We start from the raw sequence: 21,645 nt of genomic DNA on the forward strand, positions 1-21,645 counted from the left end.
AGGGGACGGTCGCGTGAGCGAAATACCTGAGACGGCGAGCGATGTCGTATGGCAGAGCAGCCCGCCCGGCTCGATCTATGACTACATCAAGGTGGCTTCCTTCTCGATCGGTCACGACGGACTGGTCGACCAGTGGAGCGACCGGGCCGCGGAACTGTTCGGCATCACCGCCGACGAGGTCAGGGGCAAGGACCCGGTCGAGGTCTTCATGCCGGCGGAGCTGCGTCCGCGGGGCCACCGCCGGATCGCCGAAGTCCTCGACGGCAAGGAGTGGACGGGACTCGTCCCGTTCCGGATGCCGGGAGCCGGCCGGACCCACGGTCTCGCCGAGATCTATGTGATGCCCAGCCGGACGCCCCTGGGCGAACAGGCCGCGCTCTGCATCGTCGTCGACGTCCGGGCGCTGCGCCGGATCGAGTCCGACCTCGCCGCATCGCAGGCGATTTTCGGCCAATCTCCTTTCGGCTTTCTGCTCTTCGGCACCGATCTCACCGTGCAGCGCGCCAACCAGCGCTTCGCCACCGTCTTCGGCGGCGCCGCGGAGGACCACCGCGGCCGGACGGTCCACGACTACCTCTCCCGCCCAGAGGCCGAACGGATGGACGCCGCCCTGCGCCGCGTCCTGGAGACCGGCGAGTCCGTCACCGACCTCCAGCTCGTCGGCACGGCACCCGGAAGCACCGACCGCAGGCACTGGTCGGTCAACCTCTACCGCGTACACGGCGGTTCCGGCCGGCCCGTCGGTGTGGCCGGGCTCGGCACCGATGTCACACGCCGTCACATTGCCGCCCGGGAAGCCGCGAACGCCCGGCGCAACCTCGCCCTCCTCAACGAGGCGAGCGCCCGCATCGGCAACTCCCTCGACCTGGAGACCACCGCCCGCGAACTCCTCGACGTCGCCGTCCCCGGTTTCTGTGACCTCGCCTCCGTCGACCTGTACCAAGGGCTGCTCACCGGAGAGGAGGCCCCGCCAGGACAGTGGGGATCCGCCCGCTCGGAGAGCTTCGGAGGGGGCAGCGCCGAACTGCGGCGGGTCGCCTTCGCCAGCGCCGTCTCCGACGCCCCGCTGATGACCACCCCGGGCTGCGTCGCCGAAGGCAGCGCCCCCACCGCCGTCGGCGAGGTCCACCGCTACCCGTTCAACTCCCCCTGCGCCGGGGCCCTGCGCACCGCCCGTATCCGGACGGTCCCCGGGGAGGACGGCAGCCTCGTCCAGTCGACGCTGGCCGTGCCCATGGTGGCGCACGACACCGTCGTCGGACTGGCGCAGTTCTCCCGCACCAAGGGCAGCGAACCCTTCGGGGAGCGGGACCGGGCGCTCGCGGTCGAACTCGCCGCCCGCGCCGCCGTCTGCATCGACAACGCCCGCCTGTACCGCAGGGAGCACGAGCGGGCCCTCATCCTCCAGCGCAGTCTGCTGCCGCCCGGCGACCCCGAGGCCGCCGGACTCGACATCGCCTGCCGCTACCTCCCCGGCGCCGCCGCGACCGAGGTGGGCGGCGACTGGTTCGACGTCATCGAACTGCCGGGTCACCGCACCGCGCTGGTCGTCGGCGATGTGATGGGCCGCGGGCTGCGGGCGGCCGTCGCCATGGGCGAACTGCGCACCGCCGTACGGACACTGGCGCTGCTGGACCTGGAACCGGCGGAAGTGCTCTCGGCGCTCGACGAGATCGCCCGCGGGCTCGGCAGCCCCGCGAAGTCCGGACGGCCCCCGGGCGGCGCCCAGGTCCCGTCCCGCGTCGCCCACGCCTCCCGCGAGGCCGACCTCTCCGAGGTCTACCTCGCCACCTGCGTCTACGCGGTCTACGACCCGGTCACCCGCCGCTGCACCTTCGCCAACGCGGGCCACCTGCCGCCCGTGCTCGTCGAACCGGGCGAGGAGGCGCTGCTGCTCGACGTGCCGCCCGGGATGCCGCTCGGCGTCGGCGGCGAACCCTTCGAGGAGGTGGAGGTCGAAGTGCCCGAGGGCTCCCTCCTCGCCCTCTACACCGACGGTCTGGTCGAGTCCCGCGACCACCCGCTCGACGAGGGCCTGCGAGCCTTCCGCACGGCGCTCACCGATCCGGTCCGGCCGCTGGAGGACGTCTGCGACCACGTGCTCGGAGCGCTCGACACACGGCACGGCGAGGACGACATCGCGCTGCTGATGGCCCGTATCCAGGGCCTGCCGGCCGAAGCCGTCGGCGACTGGCGGCTGCCGCGCGAGCCCCGTTCCGTCGGTCGCGCGCGCGAACTCGCCCGCGGCCAGCTCACGGCCTGGGGCCTCGAAGCCCTGATCGACACCGTCGAACTCCTCGTCAGCGAGCTCGTCACCAACGCGCTGCGCTACGGCGAGGGCGAGATCAGACTCCGGCTGCTGCGCGACCGGACGCTGGTCTGCGAGGTGTGGGACGCGGGCCTGGTCCAGCCCAGGCGCCGCCGCGCCCGCGACACGGACGAGGGCGGCCGCGGCCTGCAACTGGTCGGCCTGCTCAGCGCGGCGTGGGGCTCGCGGCGGACGCCACGCGGCAAGACGGTGTGGTTCGAGCTTGCGCTGCCGGACGGAGAGGGGTCGGCGGAGCCGACGGTGGAGCAGCTGCTCAGCATGTTCTGAGGGGGGAGCTTCCCCACCCCGCCCCTTCCCGCTGACCGGATGTGCGGCCCCGCCGCGCGGCGGGGCAGCCCCCGGACCCACGGCCTTCGGCCGTGCCCTCGATCTCCCCCTGCGGCCTGGCGGCCGTGAGGGGTGCCCCGAGCGGGGCTGGATGTGCCCGGCAACTCCAGCCCGGCCGGCGTCTAAGGCCACCGCGCGGAGCGCGGTAACGGGCGCGGGGCGGAGCCCCGACGGGACCGCCACACCCGGCGCCGCGGGGGGTACCTCCTACGGTCGCCAGGCCGTAGGGGAGATCGGGCGCGGGGTTCGGGGCGGAGCCCCGACAAGACCGACACGTTCCAGCCCTGCCGGCGATTGAGGCGCGGGTCCGGGCAGAGCCCGGTTGCGGGAAGGCGGGGGCCCCGGCGGCCGCCAGCCCGCAGGGGGAGGGCAGGGGACAAGCTCGCCGCAGGCGCCGCCCGCGGCCCCCCACCCCTACGCCCCCTTCAGCGCAGCGAACCTCGCCTCGATCTCCGCCGTGTCCCCCATCCCCTCCAGCTGTTCGAACTGCGCGTCCAGCGACGACGCCGCCAGTTCCTGTTTCCCCAGCGCCCTCGCCTCCTCCCGTCGGACCTTGTCCTCGAAGCGGTGCAGCTCGCTCGTCGGGTCGAGGACGTCGACGCTCCGCACGGCGTCCATCATCCGGTTCTGCGCCTCCGCGGACTTCGCTCTCGCCACCAGCTCGTCCCGCTTCGTCTGCAACTGGCCCAGCTTCGCCTTCATCTGCTCCAGCCCCGACTTGAGCTTGTCGACGACCGCCGTCTGGGAGGCGATCGCCGGTTCCGCGGTCTTCGCCTCCTGCTCGGCCTGCAGCTGTCTGCCCAGTGCCACCTTCGCCAGGTTGTCGAACCTGTCCGCCTCCGCCGGCTGTCCCGAGCTTCGCAGCTCGTCCGCCTTTCTGCTGGCGGCCAGCGCCTTCGTGCCCCATTCGCGGGCCGCCGCCACGTCCTCCTCGTGGTCCTGCTCCATGAGGCGCAGATTGCCGATGGTGCTCGCCACGGCCTGCTCCGCCTCCACGATGTTGTTCGTGTAGTCGCGGATCAGCTGGTCGAGCATCTTCTGCGGATCCTCGGCCTGGTCGAGCAACGCGTTGATGTTGGCCTTCGCCAGCTGGGCCACCCGCCCGAGAACGGTCTGCTTGGTCATGCCACTGCTCCTTGAACGCCATACGGAAAGACCACACGGAAACGCCTCAGAACCGCCCTCCGCCCATCCGCCCCCGGGTGCCGCCCCCGCCGAAGCTGCCGGGACCGCCACCGAAACCCCCGCCGCCGAACCCGCCACGCCCCCGCCCCCCGCCCAGTACTCCGCCGAGGAGGATCCCGCCGAGCGTCGCGCCCCCGAGACCGCCTCCCGGCCTGCCCACTCCTGATACACCGCCCGGCCCGTACGTGTTCCCGAATCCGCGTACGTCGTGTTCCGCGAGGCTCTGCGCCTGCTGCGCCAGCCAGTCCGCGCGCTGCGCCTCCGCCAGGGCCGTCTGCGGATCGCCGCCCTTCCCGCCGTCGTCCCCGGCGAGCGCCTCCGCCCGTTCCAGCCGCCGCTGGGCCTCCGCCAGCCGGGTCCGGGCCTCGCTGCCGACGGCGCCGCGGTGGGTGGTGATGTAGTCGGCTGCCGCGCCGATGCCGGAGCGCGCGCCGAGCATCGCCCGGTCGAGCAGCGCCCGGGCGCGCCGCGTCCCCTGCTCCTGCTCCCGGACGCCGGCCAGGGCCTCGTCCAGCCCGGCGTCGGCCTCCTCCACCCGGCGCAGCGCGTCGATCGGGTCGTACGGACCGGCCTCCGTCGCGCCACGCACCTCCGCGACGACCGACTCCGCGCGGGCGATCCGGCCCTGGAGCGTGGCCGTCGACGTGCCCTCGGTCCCCTCGACGAGCCCGCGCGCCTCTGCCAGGTCCGTCTCGGTCTCGGTCAGCGCGCCCGGCAGCTTCCCGGCCGCTTCCGCCAGTTCCCGCGCCCGGCGGTCGACCGCCTCGATGAGCCGGGTGGCCTGGGCGACGGCCGCCTCCGCCGCCCGTACCCGTACGGCGGCGCGGCCGTTGTCGCCGGCGTCGACGGCCTCCCGGGCCTGGCCGAGACTGCTCGTCGCGAACTCCAGCCGGTCCTTGGCCTGCTCCACGTCGTCCGCGACGGGCGCCGCCGCGGACGACGCGTACCGCTCGCGCATCACGCCGAGCGTGGCCTCGGCGCTGACCACGCGGCCGTCGGCGTCCCGGCAGGCGGCCTCCGCGGCGGCCAGGGCCTGCGGGGCGTTCCGCTCCAGGTCGCGCAGCCGGTCGAAGTCCTCGGACTCGGCGTCCAGCCGGCGATTCGCCTCCGAGCAGCGGGCGAGGATCTCCTCGAGCATCCTGCGCCGCGTGGCGTCGTCCTCGGGGTAGGCGTCGTCGAGCTGCTGGCGCAGCCGGAAGGCGGCGGTCAGCTCCTGCTGCGCGTGCGCCACCGCCTCCTGGAACGGCCGTGCCGCCTCGTCCCCGAACTGCGCCGCCGCGAAGCCGAGTTCCTCCTGGCTGGTGCGTACGGCGTCGTCGGTGTCCACCAGTGCCTGGCGGGACTTGGCGTCCAGCTCGGGGAGCGGCGGATGCTCCGGCGCTCCCCAGCCCTCCTGGCCGCCCTGGGGTGTGGTGCGGGTGGCGGTGCGCCGCCTGCGCTTCGTGTACGCGTACGCGGCGAACGCGCCGGCGCCGCCGAGCAGCGCGATGGGCAGCACCAGGTCGCCCGAGCCCGTACCGGCGCTGCCGCCCGGGTCGGCCTCGCCGGGCGTGATGGCCACCGTGGGTACGGGCTCGCCGGACAGCACCGCGCCGTAGCCGTCGGCGGCGCCGATCGCGGCGCCCGCCCAGTCGTTCTCCCGCAGCGCGGGCTCCACGGCCGTCGCCGCGACCTCCGCCAGCTGGGCGTCGGTCAGACGCGAGGCGTTGTCGACCCAGTACGCGTACTGCCGGTCGCGGGTGGCGACGGCGAGCAGGGCGTCCTGCTGCCCCAGCCCGTTCCTGGTTGCTGTCGCAGCGGTCCACTCCTGGGCGGAGCGCCCGGAGAAGCCGGTCACGTAGACGACGAAGAGCTGCAGCCGCTGCTCGGCGTAGAGGCGGTCGAGGGCCTGGGACACCTGCGCCTCGCGGTCGCCGAGCGCGCCCACACGGTCGGTGATCTGACCCTGCCGGGAGAGGTCCAGGGGATCGTCGGCGGTGACGGTCCCGGCGGCGGGCGCGATCAGCCACCAGGCCGCCGTCAGCACGGCGAGGAGGATACGGGCGGCTGTTCGCATCACATTTCGGAGGCTAAGTCGCGCTCTGTCCCGCCGCGACCCGGCGCCGTCCGGAACCGCGGCCACCCCGGCAGCAGTCCTGCACCGCATGGAGACGCGGCGGGTCGACCAGATCGCGCTCACGTCGTACGACACCTGGATGCCGCTGGAGTCCGTGTACGGCGGCCAGGTCGCGCACCAGACGGAGCTGGCGCTCGAGGTCACGCCGGAGAGCACCGATCTGCTGATGGGGCTGCCGTTCTTCCACGAGGACGACCTGGGCCACCATGAGAACGCGGAGACGGTCGCGGCCGCGGTCCCGCGGCACCCGTCTGGGGCCCGGGCGCACGGACCGCGACCGGAAACGCTTCCGTGTCGCGTTGTACGTCGACTTCGCGGCGGAGGAGGATGACTGGCGGGCCTACCGCGCCGGGTGGTGCTGACCCGGTGGACCTGCGGCCGTCGGCCTGTGGACCGCCCTGGCCGCGTGGCCCGCCCGCCCGGCGTACCGCGGGAGGCCCCGGACGCCGGCCCGCCGGGCAGTGTGCCCGCCGCGCCGGTGCGTCACCGGGCCGCCCGAACAACCGGGCCGCCCGAACAACCGGGCCCGCCCGGCCCGCCGGCCGGGGGCGGGACCGAGCGGTCATCCCTCCCGGCGCCTGATCTTGCTGCCCAGCCACACCAGCGGGTCGTACTTGCGGTCCGCGGCCCGTTCCTTCAGCGGGATCAGCGCGTTGTCCGTGATCTTGATGCCTTCCGGGCAGACCTCCGTACAGCACTTGGTGATGTTGCAGTAGCCGAGCCCGTGGTCGTCCTGCGCCGTCGTCCTGCGGTCGATGCCGCTCTCGGCGGCGGAGTCCAGCGGGTGCATGTCCAGTTCGGCCACCCGCATCAGGAAGCGCGGACCGGCGAAGGACTGTTTGTTCTCCTCGTGGTCGCGCACAACATGGCAGGTGTCCTGGCACAGGAAGCACTCGATGCACTTGCGGAACTCCTGCGACCGTTCCACGTCCATCTGCCGCATCCGGTACTCACCGGCCGCGACACCCGGCGGCGGTACGAACGACGGGATCTCCCTGGCCTTGGCGTAGTTGAAGGAGACGTCGGTGACCAGGTCCCGCACCACGGGGAAGGCGCGCAGCGGGGTGACCGTGATCGTCTCCTCCTGGGAGAAGACCGACATACGGGTCATGCAGAGCAGCCGCGGCCGGCCGTTGATCTCGGCGCTGCACGATCCGCACTTGCCGGCCTTGCAGTTCCAGCGCACGGCGAGATCGGAGACCTGGGTGGCCTGGAGGCGGTGGATGATGTCGAGGACGACCTCTCCCTCGTTCACCTCGACGGTGAAGTCCTCGAGGCCGCCGCCGTCCTGGTCACCCCGCCAGACCCTGAAGCGGGCTCGGTACGCACTCACTCGGTCAGCTCCTCTTCGGCGAGGTACTTGACCAGCTCTTCCTTCTCGAAGAGGGCGAGCAGGTCGGCACGGATGGGCTCTGTCGTCTTCCGTTCCAGCTCGATCCGGGCGCTCGCCGGGTCGTCACCGGCCGTGGAGGCCAGCCGGCACACCAGGTTGGTGCGGCGCCATTCGCGCTCCATGCCGGGGCAGTCCTCGCGGGTGTGACCGCCGCGGCTCTCCGTGCGCTCCAGCGCCGCGCGTGCGATGCACTCGCTGACCAGCAGCATGTTCCGCAGGTCCAGTGAGAGGTGCCAGCCGGGGTTGAACTGCCGGTGGCCCTCGACCCCCGCGCGGCTCGCCCGGACCCGTAGTTCGGCCAGCTTCTCCAGGGCCTGTTCCATCTCGCCCGCCCGGCGGATGATGCCGACCAGGTCGTTCATCGTCTGCTGGAGCTCCTGGTGCAGGGTGTACGGGTTCTCCGGGGTCCGTCCCTCCGCCGGGGCCTGCGCGCTGAACGGGCGCAGCGCCTCCGCCGCCGCCGCGTCGATCTGGGTCTCGTCGGCGGCCGGGCGTGCGGGGAGCCGCTGGGCGTACTCGGCGGCGTGCAGGCCGGCGCGGCGCCCGAAGACGAGCAGGTCGGACAGGGAGTTGCCGCCGAGGCGGTTGGAGCCGTGCATCCCGCCGGCGACCTCACCGGCGGCGAACAGCCCGGGCACGCCGAGGGCGGCGGCGGTGTCGGACTCGACGGCGATGCCGCCCATCACGTAGTGGCAGGTGGGGCCGACCTCCATGGCCTCCGCCGTGATGTCCACGTCCGCCAGCTCCTTGAACTGGTGGTACATCGACGGCAGCCGGCGCCGGATGACGTCGGCCGGCATCCGGGTGGAGACGTCGAGGAACACCCCGCCGTGCCGGGAGCCGCGGCCCGCCTTGACCTCGGAGTTGATGGCGCGCGCCACCTCGTCGCGGGGCAGCAGCTCGGGGGGACGGCGGTTGTTGTCCGGGTCCTCGTACCAGCGGTCGCCCTCCTCCTCCGACTGCGCGTACTTCTCCTTGAAGACGTCGGGCACGTAGTCGAACATGAACCGTTTGCCCTCGGAGTTCCGCAGCACCCCGCCGTCGCCGCGGACCGACTCGGTCACCAGGATGCCCTTCACCGACGGCGGCCAGACCATGCCCGTCGGGTGGAACTGCACGAACTCCATGTTGAGCAGCGGGGCGCCCGCCAGCAGCGCCAGGGCGTGTCCGTCGCCGGTGTACTCCCAGGAGTTGGAGGTCACCTTGAAGGACTTGCCGATGCCGCCCGTCGCCAGGATGACGGAGGGGGCCTCGAGGACGAAGAAGCGACCCGTCTCCCGGTCGTAGCAGAACACCCCGGACACCCTGCCGTCGTCTTTCAGACTGCGATCTTTCAAGACCTGGGTGACCGTGCACTCCTGGAAGACCTTGAGCCCGGCCTCGTAGTCGCCGAGTTCGCGTTTGTCCTGCTGCTGGAGCGAGACGATCTTCTGCTGGAGAGTGCGGATCAGTTCGAGCCCGGTGCGGTCGCCGACGTGCGCCAGACGCGGGTACTCGTGGCCACCGAAGTTGCGCTGTGAGATCCGGCCGTCCTTGGTGCGGTCGAAGAGCGCGCCCCAGGTCTCCAGCTCCCACACCCGGTCGGGCGCCTCCTGGGCGTGCAGCTCCGCCATCCGCCACTGGTTGAGGAACTTCCCGCCGCGCATGGTGTCGCGGAAGTGGACCTTCCAGCTGTCGCCCGCGTTGACGTTGCCCATGGAGGCGGCGATGCCGCCCTCGGCCATCACCGTGTGCGCCTTGCCGAACAGGGACTTGCAGATCACCGCCGTACGGGCGCCCCGCTCGCGTGCCTCGATCGCGGCGCGCAGGCCCGCGCCGCCCGCCCCCACCACGACGACGTCCCACTGCTGCCGTTCGAGTTCGGTCATCGGGTCCTTCCCTCTGCAACAGCCATCTAGAACAGCCTCGGATCGTCGAAGGCGCCGGACGCGACGAGATAGACGTAGAAGTCGGCGAGCGCGACGCTGAACAGGGACGCCCACGCGAGCTGCATGTGGCGGGCGTTCAGCTTGCTGACCCAGTCCCAGAGGCGGTAGCGCACCGGATGCTTGGAGAAGTGCCGCAGCCTGCCGCCGATGATGTGCCGGCAGGAGTGGCACGACAGGGTGTACGCCCAGATCAGGACGATGTTGACCAGGAGGACGAGGGTGCCGAGGCCCATGTGGCCCCACTCGTAGTTCTCGTCGCGGAAGGCCAGCACCGTGTCGTAGGTGAGGATCATGGCGACCGGCACGGCCGCGTAGAAGAAGTACCGGTGGATGTTCTGCAGGATGAGCGGGAAGCGGGTCTCACCGGTGTACTTCTTGTGCGGTTCGGCGACGGCGCAGGCCGGGGGAGAGGCCCAGAAGCCCCGGTAGTAGGCCTTGCGGTAGTAGTAGCAGGTCAGCCGGAAGCCGAGCGGGAAGATCAGGATCAGCAGTGCGGGGGACAGGCCCCACCAGCTGCCGAAGATCTCCCAGTTGGGGCCTCCGCGCATCGGTTGGCAGTTCTCCGCCAGGCAGGGCGAGTAGAACGGGGACACGTAGGGCGCCGCGTAGTAGTGGGCGTTCGCGAAGGCGCGCCACGTCGAGTAGACGATGAAGGCGAGCAGACCGGCTGCGGTCAGGGCGGGGGCCAGCCACCAGCGGTCCGTCCGCAGATGGCGGGGGCCGATGGCGGCGCGCGTGGCCTCGTGCACGCCCGTGCTGACGTGTGGTGGTTCCGTACCAGTGGCCAACGAAGGCTCCGGGTGGCGTGGGATCGGGAGTGTGGACGCGGCCGGCGGCCTCACCGGCCCGCTGGCGCGGGCCGGTCCTGCCGTCCGCGCGGGTCAGGGCGCGTGCCGGTCGCGGACTCCCAGTCCCTCGTCGTCCGAGTCCGTCCAGAGGGCGTTGTCGTACGGGGCGTCGGGGATGGTGACCAGCTCGGTACGGACCGGGGCGGCCGGAGCGGCGGGCGCCGCGGCCGGGCCGGAGGCACGCAGCCGGTCGACGGTCTGCTCCAGCTGTCCGACACGTCGGACCAGCTCGTCGAGGCGGCTCTGGACCGCCGCCAGCTCTTCCTGGTGTGACATGACTTGCCCTCACTTCCGCAGGGTGCGGTGGCGTCGTTCATGCGCCTGCGAGTGTTGCGCGTCACATCCCCCCTTGTGAAGGGGACGTACGGGCATTCCCGGCGCATGAGCTGCCAGCGCGCCCCTTGTGGCCGTTGTCTCACTCCCCTCATATTCGCCCCTTGTGCCCGGATGTGGGGCGTTCCGGGTTCGCCCGCACGGGTGGCCTTGGCGGCGGCGTCGCCGTGTCTGCGTCCGGCGCGGCGCTCCGTCCACTTCAGTGGGTGGAATCGGTGTGATCATCTCTAAATTCGACGAAACAGGACGAAGAGGTACAAGCCATGTCCCAGGTCGAAGCCCCCCGAGGGCGGACATGCTCCCGAAGGCTCCGCCCCGTCGCACTGCTCGCGAGCGGAGTGCTCGTACTCCCCGTTCTCGCCGGCTGCAGCTCGGGTGACGAGCAGGACCGGGGGAAGCCCCCGGCTCAGGACATCTCGCCCGCCGACCGCGGCCTCGTCGCGGACGGAGGCGCGCTGCGCTGGGCCGTCGACACGGTGCCCACCACCCTCAACACCTTCCAGTCGGACGCGGACGACACCACGAGCCGGATCGCCGGTGCCGTGCTGCCGGCCCTCTTCGTCCTCGACGAGAACGGACGGCCGCAGCGCAATCCGGACTATCTGGAATCGGCCGAGGTCGTCGACCGCGAGCCCAAGCAGGTCGTGCTCTACAAGCTCAACCAGCAGGCGGTGTGGAGCGACGGCCGCGAGATCGGCGCCCCCGACTTCCTGGCCCAGTGGCGCGCGCTGAGCGGAAAGGATTCTTCGTACTGGACGGCCCGCAACGCCGGGTACGACCGGATCCAGAAGATCGAGCGCGGCGACAGCGACCTCGAGGTCAAGGTGACCTTCACCAAGCCCTACGCGGACTGGCCGTCGCTGTTCACACCGCTCTACCCCAAGGACGTGACGGGGACCCCGGACTCCTTCAACGACGGCGCCCGCACCAAGCTCGTGGCGACGGCGGGCCCGTTCCGGATCTCCAAGATCGACCGCAAGGCGAAGACGACGACCCTGGTGCGCAATCCCCGCTGGTGGGGGGCTCGCCCGAAGCTCGACAAACTGGTCCTGACGGTGGTCGGGCGCGACAAGCGCGTCGCGGCCCTCGCCGCCGGGAAGATCGACCTGGCGGACATCGACCCGTCGGCGGCGGAACGCATCGCCTACGCGGTGAAGGACGCCGGCCGCGGCGGCCGCCCGCTCGCCTACGGCCCCGCCGCCGCCACCACCCCGTCCGCCGCGCTGAAGTCCTGGGCACTGGCCCACGGCTCCGACGAGGAGCTGGCCGAGGTCGCGCAGGAGGCCCGGAAGCGGGCGTCGGAGGCCGAGAAGAAGTACGCGAAGGAGCAGTCGGCCCTCAGTAAGTACGAGGTCCGCAAGTCGCTGGAGCCCGCCTACACCCAGCTCGCACTCAACGGCGAGTCCGGGCCGCTCGCCGACGACCGGGTGCGCCGGGCGATCGCCCGCGCGCTGAACCGCAAGGAGCTGGCCGAGGCCGTGCTCACCCCGCTCGGCCTGCCCGCGGAGCCGCCCGGCAGCCATCTGGCGCTCGCCGGTCAGGCCGCCTACTCGGACAACAGCGCCGCCCTCGGGGAGCAGGACACCCAGGAGGCGCAGGCGCTGCTCGCCGACGCCGGCTGGACGCCCGACGGGCTGCTCGAGGAGCCGGCCAAGGCGGGGGGCGAGGCCGGGGACAAGGACAAGGAGAAGAACAAGGACACGGCCGGGGAAAAGGACAAGGCGAAGTCTTCCGCCGAGCCGTCCCCGGCGTCCTCCGCCAAGCTCCAGCCCGCAGAGGCGGCGTCGGAGAAGGACGGCGAGAAGAAGGCGGACGGCGAGAAGAAGACGGGGGACAAGAAGGACGTCGCCTCGGACGAGGGCCTGTACATCGTCGGCGACGACAAGCCCGCCGGCCGTGACCCCCGCACCGGCTCCCGGGCCACGCACATCCTCGCCCCGGCGCCCGCCGCGGCCGTCCAGAGCATCGCCCTGAGCCGCCAGGCCGCATCGGTCCGCGACGAGACGGCGGACGCCGCGGCCGCCGGCGAGGAGACCGGGAAGGCCGGCAAGAACGCCCTGGAGCAGGGCGGCGCGGCCGGCGCCTACGCCCCGCGCGGCACCGCGGCGCCCGACGGGGCCGCCGCGGCCGGCGCCCTCGGCAAGGACGGGAAGCCGCTCAGCCTCCGCTTCGTCCTGCCGTCCGGGCCCGGCTCCGAGGTCCTGCGCACCGTCGGCGACAAGATCGCCGAGATGCTCGACCGGATCGGGGTGCGGACGGAGATCGTCAAGGTCGACGACGCGAGCTTCTTCAAGGACCACATCGCCTCCGGCGACTACGACCTGGCCCTCTACTCCTGGCCGTCCAGCCCCTACCCCGCGACCGACGCCCGGCCGATCTACGCCAAGCCGAAGCCGGCCTCCGACGGCTCGCTCCTGGTCGAGCAGAACTACACGCGGGTCGGCACGGACTACATCGACCAGCTCTTCACCCAGGCCGCAGGCGAGCTCGACAAGGACGCCGCCCGCAATCTGATGCGCAGGGCCGACGCCAGGATCTGGGCCGCGGCGGGTTCCATCCCGCTCTACCAGCGCCCCGAACTGGTCGCGGCGCGCAAGAACGTGGTCAACGCGGGAGCGTTCGGCTTCGCGGACCCCCGTTACCAGGACATCGGGTTCAAAAAGCCCGGCGCTGCCGCCGAGAAGTAGAAAACAGCAGGTCACAACCTCAGAACTGGCTCAACTTCCTTGCCCGCCGGCCATGCCGGCGGGCAAGCTCGTGCCGACCCCTGACCCGGGCCCGCCCCTGTGTGTCCCGCTCGCCCGCCGCACCGGCACGCCCCTGCCGCGGCGTGATCCCCGCCTCGTTCGTCCCGGACCCGATCGTTCCGGGAGGCCCCTGTCCCGGCGGCCCCGTACCATAGGACAAGCCGTGGCGTGTCCGCCCGGCGGGCGGACGGGGGAAATCCCATCCAACGCCTGATCCCACGATCGAGAGAAGCGCCTGCACGCATGCCCACGCGCCACGACATCCGTAACGTAGCCATCGTCGCCCACGTCGACCACGGCAAGACCACGCTGGTCGACGCCATGCTCAAGCAGGCCGGCGCCTTCGCCGCGCACGCCGCCGAGCACCTCGACGACCGCATGATGGACTCGAACGACCTGGAGCGTGAGAAGGGCATCACGATCCTGGCCAAGAACACCGCCGTGAAGTACCACCCCAAGGACGGCGGGGCCCCGATCACCATCAACATCATCGACACCCCCGGCCACGCCGACTTCGGCGGCGAGGTGGAGCGCGGTCTGTCGATGGTGGACGCGGTCGTCCTTCTCGTCGACGCCTCCGAGGGCCCGCTGCCGCAGACGCGCTTCGTGCTGCGCAAGGCGCTCGCCGCGAAGATGCCGGTGATCCTCTGCATCAACAAGACGGACCGCCCCGACTCCCGGATCGCCGAGGTCGTCGACGAGACGTACGACCTCTTCCTGGACCTGGACGCGACCGAGGAGCAGATCGAGTTCCCGATCGTCTACGCCTGCGCGCGTGACGGCGTCGCCTCGCTGACCAAGCCCGAGGACGGCACCGTCCCGACGGACAGCGACAGCCTCGAGCCGTTCTTCACCACGCTGCTCGACACCGTCCCGGCGCCGGAGTACGACGAGTCCGCCCCGCTGCAGGCTCACGTCACCAACCTGGACGCCGACAACTTCCTCGGCCGTATCGCGCTGCTCCGCGTCGAGCAGGGCGAGCTGCGCAAGGGACAGACCGTCGCCTGGATCAAGCGCGACGGCACGATCTCGAACGTCCGCATCTCCGAGCTGATGATGACCGAGGCGCTCACCCGCAAGCCGGCGGAGGTCGCCGGCCCCGGTGACATCTGCGCCGTCGCCGGTATCCCGGACATCATGATCGGCGAGACCCTGGCCGACCCGGAGAACCCGATCGCGCTGCCGCTGATCACGGTCGACGAGCCCGCGATCTCGATGACCGTCGGCACCAACACCTCGCCGCTGGTCGGCCGCGGCGGCACCGGCAAGGGCGCCGACGCGAAGGCCGCGGTCAAGGACCGCAAGGTCACGGCCCGTCAGGTGAAGGACCGCCTGGAGCGCGAGCTGATCGGTAACGTGTCGCTGCGCGTGCTGGACACCGAGCGCCCCGACGCCTGGGAGGTGCAGGGCCGTGGCGAGCTGGCCCTGGCGATCCTGGTCGAGCAGATGCGCCGCGAGGGCTTCGAGCTGACCATCGGCAAGCCGCAGGTCGTCACCAAGGAGGTCGACGGCAAGGTCCACGAGCCGGTCGAGCGGATGACGATCGACGTGCCCGAGGAGCACATGGGCGCTGTGACGCAGCTCATGGGCGTCCGCAAGGGCCGCATGGACAACATGTCGAACCACGGCTCCGGCTGGGTCCGCATGGAGTTCGTGGTCCCGTCCCGCGGCCTGATCGGCTTCCGTACGGAGTTCCTGACGAACACCCGCGGCACCGGCATCGCGCACTCCATCCACGAGGGCCACGAGCCGTGGTTCGGGCCGCTGCAGACCCGTAACAACGGTTCGCTGGTCGCCGACCGCTCCGGCGCCGTCACCGCGTTCGCGATGACGAACCTCCAGGAGCGCGGCGTGCTGTTCACCGAGCCCGGCACCGAGGTGTACGAGGGCATGATCGTCGGCGAGAACTCGCGCTCCGACGACATGGACGTGAACATCACCAAGGAGAAGAAGCTCACCAACATGCGGTCGTCCTCGGCCGATTCGTTCGAGGCGATCGTCCCGCCGCGCAAGCTCTCCCTGGAGCAGTCGCTGGAGTTCTGCCGCGACGACGAGTGCGTCGAGGTGACCCCGGAGGCCGTCCGCATCCGCAAGGTCGTCCTGGACCAGAAGGAGCGAGGCCGCGCGGCCTCGCGCGCCAAGCACGGCTGACGGACCGCCAAAGCTCTGCCAAAACCGCTGAACGAACGGCCCGGCCCTCCGCAGACACTGTGGGGGGCCGGGCCGTTCGTCAAATCGTTTTCATGATCCGAGTGTCCGTATATCGGCCGTCGCACTCCGGAACATGTGTTAACGGTCCGTTTCGCGGGTGTCTGTCTGAGATCACTTTGTCCGGATTTCGGTCTGGAGCACCCCTCTGATGTTGTCAAAACGAGACCCTTTAGGTGTGGTTTACAAGCCTGTCCTACTTAATAGTTGGCTCCATTGAGCTCGGGTCAATGGGTCATGCGCTGTGGGGAGCGCCGACTCACGAGCACACTCGGGGCACTTGACGAGCGCTGTCAGGGGTGTCAGCGCGCGTAGAACCGTGCCCCTCTTGTAGTGACAAGTGGACTCATGAGGAGGAACCCATGCGTGGTGCCAAGAGCGCCAAGTGGGTCGCGGGAGCGATCGTGGTTGCCCTGGCGGCCACTGCCTGTGGCGGCGGCAGCGGTGACGAGGGCAAGAAGAACACGTCCGGCAAGCCGGAGGGCTACGTCTCGATCGACGTCGGCGAGCCGCAGAAGCCGCTGATCCCGGCCGACACGAACGAGAGCAACGGCTCGTACGTGATCCAGTCGCTCTTCACGCAGCTGCTGGACTTCGACGCCGACGGTGAGATCGTCTACACCAACGCCGAGTCGGTGGAGACCCAGGACTCCAAGACCTGGACCGTCAAGCTCAAGGCCGGCTGGAAGTTCCACAACGGCGAGGCCGTCACCGCGCAGTCGTACGTCGACGCGTGGAACTGGTACGCGAACATCAAGAACAAGCAGCAGAACAGCTTCTGGTTCGATGACATCGCGGGCTACGACGACGTGCACCCGGAGAAGGGTGACCCGAAGACCGACAAGATGTCCGGTCTGAAGGTCGTGGACGACACCACCTTCACGATCGAGCTGAAGGACAAGGTCCCGTACTTCAACTACAAGCTCGGCTACGCGACGTTCGCGCCGCTGCCGAAGGTCTTCTACGACGACCCGAAGGCGTTCGGTCAGAAGCCGGTCGGCAACGGTCCGTACAAGTTCGAGAAGTGGACCCACAAGAAGCTGATCCAGGTTGCGGCCAACCCTGACTACAAGGGTCCCAACAAGGCTCAGAACAAGGGCATCCAGTTCAAGAACTACTCGACCCTCGAGGCCGCGTACCAGGACGTCGTCTCCGGCAACCTGGACATCATCCGCCAGGTCGGCCCGACGGACCTGCCGAAGTACAAGCAGGACCTGGGTGACGGCGCCATCGAGCAGCCGTACGCGGCGATCCAGTCGCTGGTCCCGGCGTTCTACAGCAAGACCTTCAAGGACGTCGACCCGAAGGTCCTCCAGGGCCTCTCGATGGCGATCGACCGCGACACGATCACCAAGACCGTCCTGAACAACACCCGTACCCCCGCGACGAGCTTCACGCCGCCGCAGGTCAAGGGCAACCAGGACATGGGCACGGACGTCTTCACGTACAACCCGGAGAAGGCCAAGAAGCTCATCCAGGAGGGTGGCGGCGTCCCGGACAACAAGCTGTTCATCCAGTACAACACCGACGGTGGCCACAAGGAGTGGGTGACCGCGGTCTGCGAGTCCATCCGCAAGGCGACCGGTGTCGACTGCGTCGGCGACGCCAAGCCGGACTTCCCCACGGACCTCGAGGCCCGTGACAACGACCAGGTGAAGTCGATGTACCGCGGTGGCTGGGTGGCCGACTACCCGGTCAACGTCAACTTCATCAAGGAGCTCTACCACACCAACGCCGAGTCCAACAACGGTCGTTTCTCCAACAAGGAGATCGACAAGATGATGGCCGAGGCGGACAAGGCGAACTCCCTGGAAGAGGCCGTGAAGGGCTACCAGGAGGTCGAGAAGAAGCTTCTCGAGGAGATGCCGGCCATCCCGCTGTGGTACTACCGGATCAACGGTGGCCACGGCAAGGGCGTCGACAACGTCGCGGTGGACTACCACGGTGACCTCGAGCTTGCCGGAGTCACCGTCAAGTAAGCGCCTGCGGGCCTCATCCCCCACTCGGCCGTCACCCGCCGCCGTCGGTCATCCGGCGGCGGCGGTGGTCCGGGGGCCGTCCGCACGCGGACGGCCCCCGGACCCAGTTAACCCCTCACGGAGGCACCCATGGGGCGCTACGTCGCACGACGACTGCTCCAGATGATCCCGGTGTTCATCGGGTCAACATTTTTGATCTTCGCCATGATGTTCGCTCTGCCCGGCGACCCCGTCAGAGCCCTCATGGGGGAGCAGGCGTTCGACCCGTTGGTCGTGGAAGCGCTGCGTCATGAGTACGGGCTGGATCTGCCGCTCTGGCACCAGTACGCCAACTACCTGGTGGGCATGTTCCAGGGTGACTTCGGCATCGAGATGGGCAGCCAGCGTCCGGTCGCCGACATCATCGCGCAGGCGTTCCCCATCACCATTCAGCTGACCCTGTTCGCGTTCACCTTCACGGTGTTCGTGGGCATCGGTCTCGGCGTCGTCGCCGGCCTGCGCCCCGACTCGATGCGGGACCGCGGTCTGCTGACCCTGACGCTGATCCTCATCTCGATGCCCTCCTTCGTGCTGGGTTACCTGATGCAGTACCTGTTCGCCTTCCAGTGGAACCTCACCGAACCCAACGTCCCGATGGACCCTGGCTTCGGAGACCTGTTCCTGCCGGCCGTCGTGCTCGGATCGCTGTCGCTCGCGTATGTGGCACGACTGACCCGTACCTCGATGGCGGAGAACCTGCGCGCCGACTACATGCGCACCGCGGTCGCCAAGGGGCTGCCGCGCCGTCGCATCGTCGGCGTCCACCTGATGCGCAACTCCCTCGTGCCCGTGGTCACGTTCCTCGGCACGGACATCGGCAACCTGATGACCGGAGCCATCGTCACCGAGGGCATCTTCAACGTGCAGGGCGTCGGTGACGCCATCTTCGAGGCGCTGACGCGACGCGAGGGCGCCACGGTCGTCGGCATCGCCTCGCTGATCGTTGTCGTCTTCCTGATCACCAGCCTGCTCGTCGACCTGCTGTACGCGGTCCTGGACCCGAGGATCCGGTATGCCTGAGAAGACCGCACAGACCGAGACGTCCACCACGACCGAGAAGGTCACCACGGCCGCCGCCCCCGACACCGCTCTGATCACTGCGGCGCCCAAGCCGGAAAAGGCGCGCAGCCTGTGGTCCGACGCCTGGCACGACCTGCGGCGCAACCCGCTCTTCCTGGTCTCGTCGGGCCTGATCGTCCTGCTCCTGATCATCGCGGTGTTCCCCGGCCTGTTCACCAACGCGTCGCCGCGCGACGCCGACCTGGCCAACCACTACCTGGGTGCGCCGAACTGGTCGCACTTCTTCCAGGCGGACTGGTTCGGTTACGACGGCCAGGGCCGCTCCATCTACGCCCGAGTGCTCTACGGCGCCCGCGCCTCGATCACCGTCGGCGTCGGCGTCACCCTGCTGGTCACCGTCCTCGGCACCATCGTGGGCATGATCGCCGGCTACTTCGGCGGCTGGATCGACTCCCTGCTGTCGCGGATCACCGACATCTTCATGGGCATCCCGTTCCTGCTGGGTGCGATGGTCATCCTGACCACCTTCGAGAAGCGCGCCGTCTGGGTCGTCATCCTGGCCCTGGTGTTCCTCGGCTGGACGCAGATCGCCCGTGTCGCCCGAGGCGCGGTGCTCACCGTCAAGCAGGCCGACTACGTGATGGCCGCCAGGGCGCTCGGCGCCTCGACCACCCGTATCCTCATGCGGCACGTGCTGCCCAACGCGGTCGCGCCCATCATCGTCGTGGCGACGATCGCGCTCGGCGGTTACATCGCGGCGGAGGCGACCCTCTCCTTCCTCGGTATCGGCCTCGCCGAGCCGACGGTCTCCTGGGGCGTCGACGTCAACAGCGGACGTACCCAGCTGCGCAACGCACCGCACGTTCTGATCGTCCCCTCGGTGATGGTCTCGATGACGGTGCTCTCGTTCCTTATGTTCGGCGATGCGGTGCGCAACGCCCTCGACCCGAAGACACGCTGAGGGAGGCGTACGTGACCATCATCGAAGAAACATCAGGCGTTCCGGCGCCCCGCGCGGGTGGCGAGGCCTCCGGCCCGCTGCTGGATGTGCGCGATCTGCACGTCGAGTTCCACACCCGTGACGGTGTGGCCAAGGCCGTCAACGGCGTCAACTACAGCGTGGACTCGGGCGAGACCCTGGCCGTGCTGGGCGAGTCCGGTTCCGGCAAGTCCGTCACCGCCCAGGCCATCATGGGTATCCTCGACATGCCTCCCGGCAAGATCCCGCAGGGTCAGATCCTCTTCCGCGGCCAGGACATGCTCACGATGAGCAGCGAGGCACGGCGTCAGATCCGCGGCCGGAAGATCGCCATGATCTTCCAGGACGCGCTCTCCTCGCTGAACCCGGTGCTCTCCGTGGGCTACCAGCTCGGTGAGATGTTCCGCGTCCACCAGGGCCTGTCCAAGAAGGACGCCAAGACCAAGGCCATCGAGCTGATGGACAAGGTCAAGATCCCGGCCGCCCGGGCCCGGGTCAACGACTACCCGCACCAGTTCTCCGGCGGTATGCGTCAGCGCATCATGATCGCCATGGCCCTGGCCCTCGAGCCGGACCTGATCATCGCCGACGAGCCGACCACCGCGCTCGACGTCACCGTGCAGGCCCAGGTCATGGACCTGCTCGCGGAGCTCCAGCGCGAGTACAACATGGGTCTGATCCTGATCACCCACGACCTCGGCGTCGTCGCCGACGTCGCGGACAAGATCGCCGTGATGTACGCGGGCCGGATCGTCGAGACCGCCCCGGTGCACGAGCTGTACAAGCGGCCCGCGCACCCGTACACCCGCGGTCTGCTCGACTCGATCCCGCGCCTGGACCAGAAGGGCCAGGAGCTCTACGCGATCAAGGGCCTGCCGCCCAACCTGCTGAAGATCCCGAGCGGTTGCGCCTTCAACCCGCGCTGCCCCAAGGCGGACGACCTCTGCCGTACGGAGATCCCGGCGCTGGTCCCGGTGACCGAGCAGGACGGCAGCGAGCTGCCCGGCCGCGGTAGCGCGTGCCATTACTGGAAGGAGACGATCCATGGCTGAGCTCAAGAAGACGAACGAGGCCGTGGACGCGTCCCCCGAGCTCACCGAGGTGGAGAACGCCGACGCCGCCACCGAGGAGGCAGCGGTCCAGGCGATCGAGGCTCCGGCCGACCGCGGTGAGCCGATCCTTCAGGTGCGCAACCTGGTCAAGCACTTCCCGCTGACCCAGGGCATCCTCTTCAAGAAGCAGGTCGGCGCGGTCAAGGCCGTGGACGGGATCTCCTTCGACCTCTACAAGGGCGAGACGCTCGGCATCGTGGGCGAGTCCGGCTGTGGCAAGTCCACCGTCGCCAAGTTGCTGATGACGTTGGAGAAGGCGACCGCCGGCGAGGTCTTCTACAAGGGCCAGGACATCACCAGGCTGTCGGGCCGCGCGCTCAAGGCCGTGCGGCGCAACATCCAGATGGTGTTCCAGGACCCGTACACCTCGCTCAACCCGCGGATGACGGTCGGCGACATCATCGGCGAGCCCTTCGACATCCACCCCGAGGTGGCCCCGAAGGGCGACCGCCGCCGCAAGGTGCAGGAGCTGCTGGACGTCGTCGGGCTCAACCCCGAGTACATCCACCGGTATCCGCACCAGTTCTCCGGCGGCCAGCGCCAGCGCATCGGCATCGCGCGCGGCCTGGCGCTCAACCCGGAGATCATCATCTGCGACGAGCCGGTGTCCGCGCTCGACGTGTCGGTGCAGGCGCAGGTCGTCAACCTGATGGAGAAGCTGCAGGACGAGTTCGACCTCTCCTATCTCTTCATCGCGCACGACCTGTCGATCGTCCGGCACATCTCGGACCGCGTCGGCGTCATGTACCTGGGCAAGATGGCGGAGATCGGCACGGACGTGCAGATCTACGACCACCCCACCCACCCGTACACGCAGGCACTGCTCTCCGCGGTCCCGGTCCCCGACCCGGCCATGCGCGAGGGCCGTGAGCGGATCATCCTCACCGGAGACGTGCCGTCGCCGGCGAACCCGCCGTCGGGCTGCCGGTTCCGCACCCGCTGCTGGAAGGCCGAGGAGAAGTGCGCCACCGAGGTGCCGCTGCTCGCCGTTCCGGAGCGCTTCAAGGGCCAGGAGACCGAGGCGGCGCACGAGTCGGCGTGCCACTTCGCCGAGGAGAAGGACGTCGTCCACGCGGCGTAGTCCCACCTCTGTCACACGCAG

At 69.9% G+C, this 21,645-nt stretch carries 14 protein-coding genes and 1 pseudogene; 9 read left to right on the forward strand and 6 right to left on the reverse strand.

All coding sequences use genetic code 11. The annotated features are described in order from the left end of the window. Positions 1 to 13 precede the first annotated feature (13 nt). Positions 14 to 2,596 (forward strand): SpoIIE family protein phosphatase, encoded by a 2,583-nt coding sequence (locus tag ACFYOP_RS14455; protein ID WP_356892473.1) that lies wholly within the window; start codon positions 14 to 16, stop codon positions 2,594 to 2,596. Between the two features lie 474 nt (positions 2,597 to 3,070). Here the strand turns inward: ACFYOP_RS14455 and ACFYOP_RS14460 are convergent, their stop codons facing one another. Continuing rightward, positions 3,071 to 3,781 (reverse strand): PspA/IM30 family protein, encoded by a 711-nt coding sequence (locus ACFYOP_RS14460; RefSeq protein WP_356892471.1) that lies wholly within the window; start codon positions 3,779 to 3,781, stop codon positions 3,071 to 3,073. Positions 3,782 to 3,827: 46 nt separating this feature from the next. Beyond that, on the reverse strand, positions 3,828 to 5,897 hold the full coding sequence (locus ACFYOP_RS14465; protein ID WP_356892580.1) for a TPM domain-containing protein: 2,070 nt from the start codon (positions 5,895 to 5,897) through the stop codon (positions 3,828 to 3,830). A 94-nt stretch (positions 5,898 to 5,991) separates the two neighbouring features. On the opposite strand from ACFYOP_RS14465, the pseudogene ACFYOP_RS14470 reads away from it, so the two are divergent. Then, positions 5,992 to 6,319 (forward strand): annotated as a pseudogene (locus ACFYOP_RS14470) (hypothetical protein); the annotation flags it as partial. A gap of 200 nt (positions 6,320 to 6,519) precedes the next feature. Here the strand turns inward: ACFYOP_RS14470 and ACFYOP_RS14475 are convergent. The 4 genes from ACFYOP_RS14475 to ACFYOP_RS14490 all read right to left on the reverse strand — a co-directional run bounded on the left by ACFYOP_RS14475 (position 6,520) and on the right by ACFYOP_RS14490 (position 10,402). Further along, positions 6,520 to 7,290, reverse strand: coding sequence for a succinate dehydrogenase/fumarate reductase iron-sulfur subunit (locus tag ACFYOP_RS14475; RefSeq protein ID WP_356892469.1), 771 nt, complete (start codon positions 7,288 to 7,290; stop codon positions 6,520 to 6,522). Beyond that, positions 7,287 to 9,218 carry a fumarate reductase/succinate dehydrogenase flavoprotein subunit gene (locus tag ACFYOP_RS14480; RefSeq protein WP_356892467.1) on the reverse strand — a complete coding sequence of 644 codons (1,932 nt, stop codon included), beginning with the start codon at positions 9,216 to 9,218 and terminating at the stop codon, positions 7,287 to 7,289. The genes ACFYOP_RS14475 and ACFYOP_RS14480 overlap by 4 nt, the downstream gene beginning before the upstream one ends. A 26-nt stretch (positions 9,219 to 9,244) precedes the next feature. After that, complete coding sequence (locus ACFYOP_RS14485; RefSeq protein ID WP_356892465.1) at positions 9,245 to 10,066, reverse strand: hypothetical protein; 822 nt, start codon at positions 10,064 to 10,066, stop codon at positions 9,245 to 9,247. Positions 10,067 to 10,159: 93 nt separating this feature from the next. After that, positions 10,160 to 10,402 carry a hypothetical protein gene (locus tag ACFYOP_RS14490; RefSeq protein WP_356892463.1) on the reverse strand — a complete coding sequence of 81 codons (243 nt, stop codon included), beginning with the start codon at positions 10,400 to 10,402 and terminating at the stop codon, positions 10,160 to 10,162. Positions 10,403 to 10,722: 320 nt separating this feature from the next. Here ACFYOP_RS14490 and ACFYOP_RS14495 point away from each other — a divergent pair, with 320 nt between their 5' ends. The 7 genes from ACFYOP_RS14495 to ACFYOP_RS14525 all read left to right on the forward strand — a co-directional run bounded on the left by ACFYOP_RS14495 (position 10,723) and on the right by ACFYOP_RS14525 (position 21,624). Further along, on the forward strand, positions 10,723 to 13,146 hold the full coding sequence (locus ACFYOP_RS14495) for an ABC transporter family substrate-binding protein (protein ID WP_356892461.1): 2,424 nt from the start codon (positions 10,723 to 10,725) through the stop codon (positions 13,144 to 13,146). Positions 13,147 to 13,449: 303 nt separating this feature from the next. Further along, positions 13,450 to 15,357, forward strand: coding sequence for a translational GTPase TypA (gene typA / locus ACFYOP_RS14500; RefSeq protein ID WP_356892459.1), 1,908 nt, complete (start codon positions 13,450 to 13,452; stop codon positions 15,355 to 15,357). Between the two features lie 419 nt (positions 15,358 to 15,776). After that, positions 15,777 to 17,393, forward strand: coding sequence for an ABC transporter substrate-binding protein (locus ACFYOP_RS14505; protein ID WP_356892457.1), 1,617 nt, complete (start codon positions 15,777 to 15,779; stop codon positions 17,391 to 17,393). Between the two features lie 129 nt (positions 17,394 to 17,522). Then, a complete protein-coding gene (locus tag ACFYOP_RS14510; protein WP_356892455.1) occupies positions 17,523 to 18,452 on the forward strand; it encodes an ABC transporter permease in 930 nt (309 codons plus the stop codon). After that, positions 18,445 to 19,413, forward strand: a complete 969-nt coding sequence (locus tag ACFYOP_RS14515) for an ABC transporter permease (RefSeq protein ID WP_356892453.1) — start codon at positions 18,445 to 18,447, stop codon at positions 19,411 to 19,413. The genes ACFYOP_RS14510 and ACFYOP_RS14515 overlap by 8 nt, the downstream gene beginning before the upstream one ends. A gap of 11 nt (positions 19,414 to 19,424) precedes the next feature. After that, on the forward strand, positions 19,425 to 20,483 hold the full coding sequence (locus ACFYOP_RS14520; protein WP_356892451.1) for an ABC transporter ATP-binding protein: 1,059 nt from the start codon (positions 19,425 to 19,427) through the stop codon (positions 20,481 to 20,483). Continuing rightward, positions 20,476 to 21,624 (forward strand): dipeptide ABC transporter ATP-binding protein, encoded by a 1,149-nt coding sequence (locus ACFYOP_RS14525; RefSeq protein WP_356892449.1) that lies wholly within the window; start codon positions 20,476 to 20,478, stop codon positions 21,622 to 21,624. The genes ACFYOP_RS14520 and ACFYOP_RS14525 overlap by 8 nt, the downstream gene beginning before the upstream one ends. Positions 21,625 to 21,645 lie beyond the last annotated feature (21 nt).

Origin of the sequence: Streptomyces sp. NPDC006294 (assembly GCF_042870895.1) — a bacterium.
GTDB lineage: Bacteria > Actinomycetota > Actinomycetes > Streptomycetales > Streptomycetaceae > Streptomyces.

Coding starts and splice junctions, on each gene's coding strand:
- typA (WP_356892459.1), top strand. CDS start 13,450: ATGCCCACGCGCCACGACATCCGTAACGTAGCCATCGTCGCCCACGTC.
- ACFYOP_RS14525 (WP_356892449.1), top strand. CDS start 20,476: ATGGCTGAGCTCAAGAAGACGAACGAGGCCGTGGACGCGTCCCCCGAG.
- ACFYOP_RS14515 (WP_356892453.1), top strand. CDS start 18,445: ATGCCTGAGAAGACCGCACAGACCGAGACGTCCACCACGACCGAGAAG.
- ACFYOP_RS14490 (WP_356892463.1), bottom strand. CDS start 10,402: ATGTCACACCAGGAAGAGCTGGCGGCGGTCCAGAGCCGCCTCGACGAG.
- ACFYOP_RS14480 (WP_356892467.1), bottom strand. CDS start 9,218: ATGACCGAACTCGAACGGCAGCAGTGGGACGTCGTCGTGGTGGGGGCG.
- ACFYOP_RS14460 (WP_356892471.1), bottom strand. CDS start 3,781: ATGACCAAGCAGACCGTTCTCGGGCGGGTGGCCCAGCTGGCGAAGGCC.
- ACFYOP_RS14505 (WP_356892457.1), top strand. CDS start 15,777: ATGCGTGGTGCCAAGAGCGCCAAGTGGGTCGCGGGAGCGATCGTGGTT.
- ACFYOP_RS14495 (WP_356892461.1), top strand. CDS start 10,723: ATGTCCCAGGTCGAAGCCCCCCGAGGGCGGACATGCTCCCGAAGGCTC.
- ACFYOP_RS14510 (WP_356892455.1), top strand. CDS start 17,523: ATGGGGCGCTACGTCGCACGACGACTGCTCCAGATGATCCCGGTGTTC.
- ACFYOP_RS14465 (WP_356892580.1), bottom strand. CDS start 5,897: ATGCGAACAGCCGCCCGTATCCTCCTCGCCGTGCTGACGGCGGCCTGG.